Origin of the sequence: Mesorhizobium sp. M7A.F.Ca.ET.027.03.2.1 (assembly GCF_003999175.1) — a bacterium.
Taxonomy (GTDB): domain Bacteria; phylum Pseudomonadota; class Alphaproteobacteria; order Rhizobiales; family Rhizobiaceae; genus Mesorhizobium.
Window position 1 is genome coordinate 1 of record NZ_RZOM01000293.1, and the last position, 6,121, is coordinate 6,121.

Here is a 6,121-nt window from a genome sequence, read left to right on the forward strand (position 1 = left end):
GCCAACAGCAGAGCCACTATCTCCTGCATGTGCTGCGGCTTGGCGAAGGCGCCGAAATCCTGGTGTTCAATGGCCGCGACGGGGAGTGGTCAGCGGCCATATCAGCGAAGACGAAAAGGGCGGTGCGGCTGAAGGTGTCAGCGCTGCAGCGGCCGCAGCCGCCGCTGCCTGATCTCGTCTACTGCTTTGCGCCACTGAAGCAGGGCCGGCTCGACTATCTCGTGCAGAAGGCGGTCGAGATGGGCGCCGGCATCCTGCAGCCGGTCATCACCCAGCACACGCAAGTGGCCAAGCCGTCGATCGATCGCCTGCGCGCCAATGTCGTCGAAGCCGCCGAACAATGCGGCATCCTGGCGGTGCCTCAGGTGCGCGAAGCCGAAAAATTCGACCGCCTGCTGACCGGTTGGGACACAGAGCGACGGCTGATCTTCTGCGATGAGGATGCTTCGACCAACAATCCGCTGGCCGCGCTGCAGGCGGTCAAGGAAAAGAAGCTTGGGCTGCTGGTCGGGCCGGAGGGCGGTTTTTCCGACGACGAGCGCAAGATGCTGCGCGCCCTGCCCTTCGTCACCGCCATTCCGCTCGGCCCGCGTATCCTGCGCGCCGACACCGCGGCGGTGGCCGCGCTCGCGGTGATGCAGGCAACTGTCGGAGACTGGTGAGACGTCATCCCTTGCAAGGGATGCAGAGTTCCAGCAACGTTCAATTCCTGTTGACCTGTGGCTCAGGATTTTTCGCTTGATCGTCTGCTGACATTTCGTCCATTTACCGCCGGCGGTCATCCGGCCGCCTCTGAGGGTACCATCATGGCGCGCGATACGACCGATTTCCGCCCGATCGAAGGTGTCGACGAACTCGTCGAGCATCTGGCCGAAGGCAACAAGCCGCGCGACAAATGGCGCATCGGCACCGAGCACGAGAAATTCCCCTTCTATGTCGACGGCAATGCACCGGTCCCCTATGGCGGCGAGCGCGGCATCCGCGCCATTCTCGAAGGCATGCAGTCAAAGCTCGGCTGGGATCCGATCGTCGATGACGGCCGCATCATCGGCCTGGTCGAGCCGACCGGTCAGGGTGCGATTTCGCTGGAACCCGGCGGCCAGTTCGAGCTTTCCGGCGCACCGCTGGAAACGATCCACCAGACCTGCCGCGAGGGCAACGCCCATCTGGCGCAGGTGCGCGAGATCGCCGAGCCGATGGGCATCCGTTTCCTCGGCCTCGGCGGCAGCCCGAAATGGTCGCTGGCCGAGACGCCGAAAATGCCGAAATCGCGCTATGAGATCATGACGCGCTACATGCCCAAGGTCGGCACCAAGGGCCTCGACATGATGTACCGCACGTGCACGATCCAGGTGAATCTCGACTTCGAGAGCGAGGCCGACATGCGCCGCAAGATGCAGGTGTCGTTGAAGCTGCAGCCGCTGTCGACGGCATTGTTCGCCAATTCGCCTTTCACCGAAAGCCACCCGAACGGCTTGCAGAGCTGGCGCGGCGATATCTGGCGCGACACCGACAACCAGCGCTCGGGCCTGCTCGAATTCTGCTTCTCGCCCGATTTCGGTTTCGCCGACTATGTCGAATGGGCGCTCGACGTGCCGATGTATTTCGTCATCCGCGACGGCCACTATCACGACATGACGCACATCACCTTCCGTCAGTTCATGGCCGGGGCCGCGCGCAATCAGGTGCCGGACGGGCTGCCGACAATGGGCGACTGGGCGAACCATCTGTCGACGCTGTTCCCGGACGTGCGGCTGAAGCGCTTCCTTGAGATGCGCGGCGCCGATGGCGGGCCATGGCGGCGCATCTGCGCGCTGCCTGCGTTCTGGGTCGGGCTGCTCTATGATGAAGCCGCACTCGATGCCGCCGAGGCGTTGACGTCGAGCTGGACGTATGAAGAAACGCTGGCGATGCGCAACGCCGTGCCGGAACAAGGCATTTCCGCACCGTTCCGCAACACCACGCTGCGCGAGATCGCGCGTGACGTGATGGTCATTTCCCGCATGGGCCTGAAGAACCGTGGCAAGAAGAACCGCGACGGTTATGACGAGACCTCGTTCCTCAACACGCTCGACGAGGTCGTGGCGCGCGGCACAACCAGCGCCGAGGAGATGCTGTCGGCCTACCACACGCGCTGGGGCGGCTCGATCGAGCCGGTTTTCATGGAATACGCCTATTAACCCTCGGATCTGGCAAAGCTGACCGGCCGGCAAAAGTCGCTTCAATCGGAAGTGGAAACAAACTAGGCTTCTTCGGCGAGGATTTCCGGAGGAGAGACCAATGCCTTCCTTGTTCGACATGCTGACACAGGCCCAGAACGGCAACGGCATGCAGGCCCTTGCCCAGCAATACGGGCTTTCGATGCAGCAGACGCAAGCCGCGGTCGCCGCATTGCTGCCGGCCTTTTCGCAGGGGCTGCAGCGCAACACAGCCGACCCTTACGGGCTCGGCGCCTTCATGACGGCGATGGCCAGCGGCCAGCACGCCAAGTATTTCGAGGACGCAGCCCGGGCCTTCTCGCCGCAAGGCGTCGATGAGGGCAACGGCATTCTCGGGCACCTGTTCGGCTCGAAAGACCTGTCTCGCGCCGTGGCCAGCCAGGCGGCGCAAGCCAGCGGCGTCAATCAGCAGATCCTGCAGCAGATGCTGCCGGCCATCGCCTCGATGGTCATGGGCGGGTTGTTCAAGCAGACGACAAATCAGATGCAGGCCGCCGGCGGTTTTGGCGGCGGCGGCAACAATCCGCTCGGCGAGATCATCGAGCAGATGATGCGGCAAGGCGGCGGAATGCAGGCCCCGGCGCCGCAGCCGCGCCAGGCGCCGCCACCCCAGAACCCGATGGACAACCCGCTCGGCAAGGTATTGCAGGACATGTTCGGCGGCGGTGCGGCTCAGCCACAGCCGCAAAGCCAGCCGCAGCCGCAGCCGCAGCCCAATCCCTACGGCGAAAATCCACTTGGCAAGGTGCTGCAGGACATGTTCGGCGGTGGCGCGCCTCAGCCGCAGCCGCAGGGGCGGGCGCAGCCGCAGACACAAAGCCCCTACGGAGACAATCCGCTGGGGAAAATCTTCGAGGAGATGCTGCGGCAAGGTGGCGGTGGCTTAGGCGGCATCCCTGGCGGACAGCCGGCGCCGCAACAGCCTCAAGCGCCCCCACAGCAGCGTCAGGCACCGCAGCCACAGGCCGATCCGAGCGGCAGGCCGAAAAATCCGTTCGACGACCTGTTCGGCAAGATGTTCGAGACCGGCGCCCAGCAGCGTGACGACTACCAGAAGGGAGTCGAGACGATCTTCGACCAGTTCAAGCGGGATATGGACCGACGGTAGGCGACATCCGTGGGTAAGAGACTGGAGCAGATGCGCCGCAATCCGCGCGGCGACTGGTCGATAGCCGATGTGAAGGCGGTTTGTGACGAAGCTGGTGTCCAATGCGTGCCGCCAAGGTCAGGCGGTTCACACTACAAGGTCTATCATTCGGCAATGACCGATATTTTGACTGTGCGTTTCAAACGCCCGATCAAACCCGTATATATCCGAAAGCTCGTGGCATTTATCGGCGAGGCAAAGAGACATGATGGACAGACTTGAATATCCGGTCGTCATTGCGCCACTTTCTGCAGAGGATGGAGGCGGTTTTTCGGCTTTGGTGCCTGATCTGCCAGGTTGCGTGAGTGATGGCGACACTCCTGAAGAGGCCATCGCTAATGTCCAAGACGCCATAGCATCTTGGATAGCGGCCGCGCATGAGCTCGGCAGATCGATACCAAGGCCATCGCGAAAGCTGGCATTCGCCTGACAGCCAAAGGAAAAGCCCGGTCCTGGGAGGACCGGGCAGAGTGCAGGCGGGCCGGGGGGATCCGGCAGGGAGTGGGAGCCTGCATACTCGTCAGTCGCGTCGAACCCCGAAAAGGTTCGCGGCAACCTAAACAACAAGCATCAGATCAGGCCACCTTGCGCGCGATGTCCTCGATCGTTTCGACGCGATCGCTGGCGATTTCGCGCAGCATCGCCGTCGGGTCGCGGCCAAACGGCACGTCGATGGCGACGTGCAGGTCGCCGCGCGTCAGGCCGATATCGGCGAGTTCGGCGTCCGACATCTCGCCAAGACGGTAGAAGGCGCGGCGGTTTTTCCAGGCGCGGTAGACGTTGGAGACAGTGTTGGCCACGCGCGTCGCAACGGCCGGACGCGAGGTGATGCGCGAGGTCTCGGTGGCGAAATCGAACGTGGTCATGTCGGTCTCCTTCAGACTCGAACGGGCAAAACCAGGCGATCGGCGCTGGCGACAGCGGCCGTTCCGGCTTCGATTCACATGCCTTCATGTGGACACTGCCAATTTGCCATTGAGTGATTGATAAATCCAACGAATGTTTCTAATCTTTACCATCAACGCTAGTGATGGATCATGTCGATGAAATCGCCGCTCGATCTCGATCAATTGCAAACTTTCATCTCGATTGCCGACACCGGCAGCTTCACCAGAGCGGCCGAAGAGGTGCACCGGACCCAGTCGGCGGTGTCGATGCAGATGCGCCGGCTGGAGGAGCGGCTCGGCAAGCCGCTGTTCGAAAAGGACGGGCGCACCAACAGGCTGACCGAGGAAGGCGACAAGCTGCTTTCCTATGCGCGGCGGCTGCTCTATCTCAACCGTGAGACGCTGGCTGCCTTCGACGACCGGCGGCTCGAAGGCACGATCCGCATCGGCACGCCCGACGACTATGCCGACCGTTTCCTGCCCGAGATCATGGCGCGGTTCACGCGCTCCAATCCGCGCGTCGAACTGACCGTCATCTGCGAGCCGACACCGGGGCTGGTCGAGCATATCAAGCGCGGCAATCTCGACCTCGCGCTGGTGACTCACAACGACGTACGCGGCCAGTCGGAGGTGGTGCGGCGCGAACCGCTGCTGTGGGTCACCTCGGCCAACCATGCGACGCATGAGCAGGAAACGCTGCCGATGGCCTTCGGCCGGCCGAACTGCATCTGGCGGCGCGCCGCCGTCGATGTGCTCGACCAGCAGAATCGCGACTATCGCATCCTGTTCACCAGTTTCTCTGCCACCGTCATCACAGCCGCGGTGCTTTCGGGCCTCGCGATCTCGGTGCTGCCGGAATGCGCGCTGCGGCCCGGCATGCGGGTGCTGAGCGAAGCCGACGGCTTCGGCGCCCTGCCCGATTGCCGCATCGGCATCATGCGCGGCCAGACGTCGCGGCCGGAGATCGTCGATGCGCTCGCCCGCCATATTTCGGAAAGCCTGGACAACATCTCCGTGCCGGTCGGTGAAGATCCCGGGACATTCGATTTCGCGGCACTCGCCTTCACCAAGCTGCGGCGAACCAAGCCGAACCAGATTCTGCCCGGCTGGTAGGCAGGGTCAGGTATGCGGGTTATGAACGGCTGGCCCGACGCAACCGCCTTGACGCGGGCGCCCAACCGTTCCCCAATCGACCGATGAGCGAAGCAGCATCCGAATCACGCACCAACGCCGCCGAATACACGGTGAGCGAGATTTCCGGCGCGCTGAAGCGCACGGTCGAGGACGTTTTCGGCAATGTGCGGGTGCGTGGCGAAATATCAGGCTACCGAGGACCGCATTCGTCCGGTCATGCTTATTTCGCGTTGAAGGACGACCGTGCCCGTCTCGACGCCGTGGTCTGGAAAGGCACGATGAGCCGGCTGAAATTCCGTCCCGAAGAGGGCATGGAGGTGATCGCCACCGGCAAGCTCACCACCTATCCCGGCAAGTCCAACTACCAGATCGTCATCGACAATCTGGAGCCTGCCGGCGCCGGCGCCCTGATGGCGCTGCTGGAGGAGCGCAAGCGGCGGCTGCAGGCCGAGGGGCTGTTCGATACCGGCCGCAAGCGGTTGCTGCCCTTCATGCCGCGCGTCATCGGCGTCGTCACCTCGCCGACGGGATCCGTCATCCGCGACATCATCCACCGCATCAAGGACCGCTTTCCGCTGCACATCCTGGTCTGGCCGGTGCGTGTTCAGGGCGAGACGTCAGGCGCGGAGGTGGCCGCCGCGGTCAACGGCTTCAACGCGCTGGCATGGGACGGCGCCATCCAGCGCCCCGATCTGCTGATCGTGGCGCGTGGCGGCGGCAGCCTCGAAGACCTC

8 protein-coding genes are annotated in these 6,121 nt (G+C 63.4%); 7 read left to right on the forward strand and 1 reads right to left on the reverse strand.

Translation table 11 applies throughout. From position 1 onward, the window contains the following. The 5 genes from EN750_RS14875 to EN750_RS14895 form a co-directional block, all read left to right on the forward strand. On the forward strand, nt 1-662 hold a 662-nt coding region (locus EN750_RS14875; protein WP_127396868.1), incomplete at its 5' end, for a 16S rRNA (uracil(1498)-N(3))-methyltransferase. A gap of 144 nt (nt 663-806) precedes the next feature. Next, nucleotides 807-2,180: a glutamate--cysteine ligase gene (locus EN750_RS14880; protein WP_127330045.1), complete on the forward strand. Its 1,374-nt coding sequence runs from the start codon at nt 807-809 to the stop codon at nt 2,178-2,180. A 100-nt stretch (nt 2,181-2,280) separates the two neighbouring features. Next, a complete protein-coding gene (locus tag EN750_RS14885) occupies nt 2,281-3,327 on the forward strand; it encodes a DUF937 domain-containing protein (RefSeq protein ID WP_127396869.1) in 1,047 nt (348 codons plus the stop codon). Nucleotides 3,328-3,336: 9 nt separating this feature from the next. Continuing rightward, complete coding sequence (locus tag EN750_RS14890) at nt 3,337-3,588, forward strand: type II toxin-antitoxin system HicA family toxin (protein WP_127396870.1); 252 nt, start codon at nt 3,337-3,339, stop codon at nt 3,586-3,588. Next, nucleotides 3,575-3,796 carry a type II toxin-antitoxin system HicB family antitoxin gene (locus tag EN750_RS14895; RefSeq protein WP_348629594.1) on the forward strand — a complete coding sequence of 74 codons (222 nt, stop codon included), beginning with the start codon at nt 3,575-3,577 and terminating at the stop codon, nt 3,794-3,796. Before EN750_RS14890 ends, EN750_RS14895 begins: the two co-directional genes overlap by 14 nt. A gap of 145 nt (nt 3,797-3,941) precedes the next feature. Here the strand turns inward: EN750_RS14895 and EN750_RS14900 are convergent, their stop codons facing one another. Further along, complete coding sequence (locus EN750_RS14900) at nt 3,942-4,232, reverse strand: DUF1127 domain-containing protein (protein ID WP_127396872.1); 291 nt, start codon at nt 4,230-4,232, stop codon at nt 3,942-3,944. A gap of 177 nt (nt 4,233-4,409) precedes the next feature. Here EN750_RS14900 and EN750_RS14905 point away from each other — a divergent pair, with 177 nt between their 5' ends. Together EN750_RS14905 and xseA are read left to right on the forward strand one after the other, a co-directional pair. Continuing rightward, nucleotides 4,410-5,366 (forward strand): LysR substrate-binding domain-containing protein, encoded by a 957-nt coding sequence (locus tag EN750_RS14905; RefSeq protein WP_027035580.1) that lies wholly within the window; start codon nt 4,410-4,412, stop codon nt 5,364-5,366. 83 nt (nt 5,367-5,449) lie between these two features. Beyond that, on the forward strand, nt 5,450-6,121 hold a 672-nt coding region (gene xseA, locus EN750_RS14910; RefSeq protein ID WP_127396873.1), incomplete at its 3' end, for an exodeoxyribonuclease VII large subunit.

Coding starts and splice junctions, on each gene's coding strand:
- EN750_RS14895 (WP_348629594.1), top strand. CDS start 3,575: ATGGACAGACTTGAATATCCGGTCGTCATTGCGCCACTTTCTGCAGAG.
- EN750_RS14880 (WP_127330045.1), top strand. CDS start 807: ATGGCGCGCGATACGACCGATTTCCGCCCGATCGAAGGTGTCGACGAA.
- EN750_RS14905 (WP_027035580.1), top strand. CDS start 4,410: ATGAAATCGCCGCTCGATCTCGATCAATTGCAAACTTTCATCTCGATT.
- EN750_RS14885 (WP_127396869.1), top strand. CDS start 2,281: ATGCCTTCCTTGTTCGACATGCTGACACAGGCCCAGAACGGCAACGGC.
- EN750_RS14900 (WP_127396872.1), bottom strand. CDS start 4,232: ATGACCACGTTCGATTTCGCCACCGAGACCTCGCGCATCACCTCGCGT.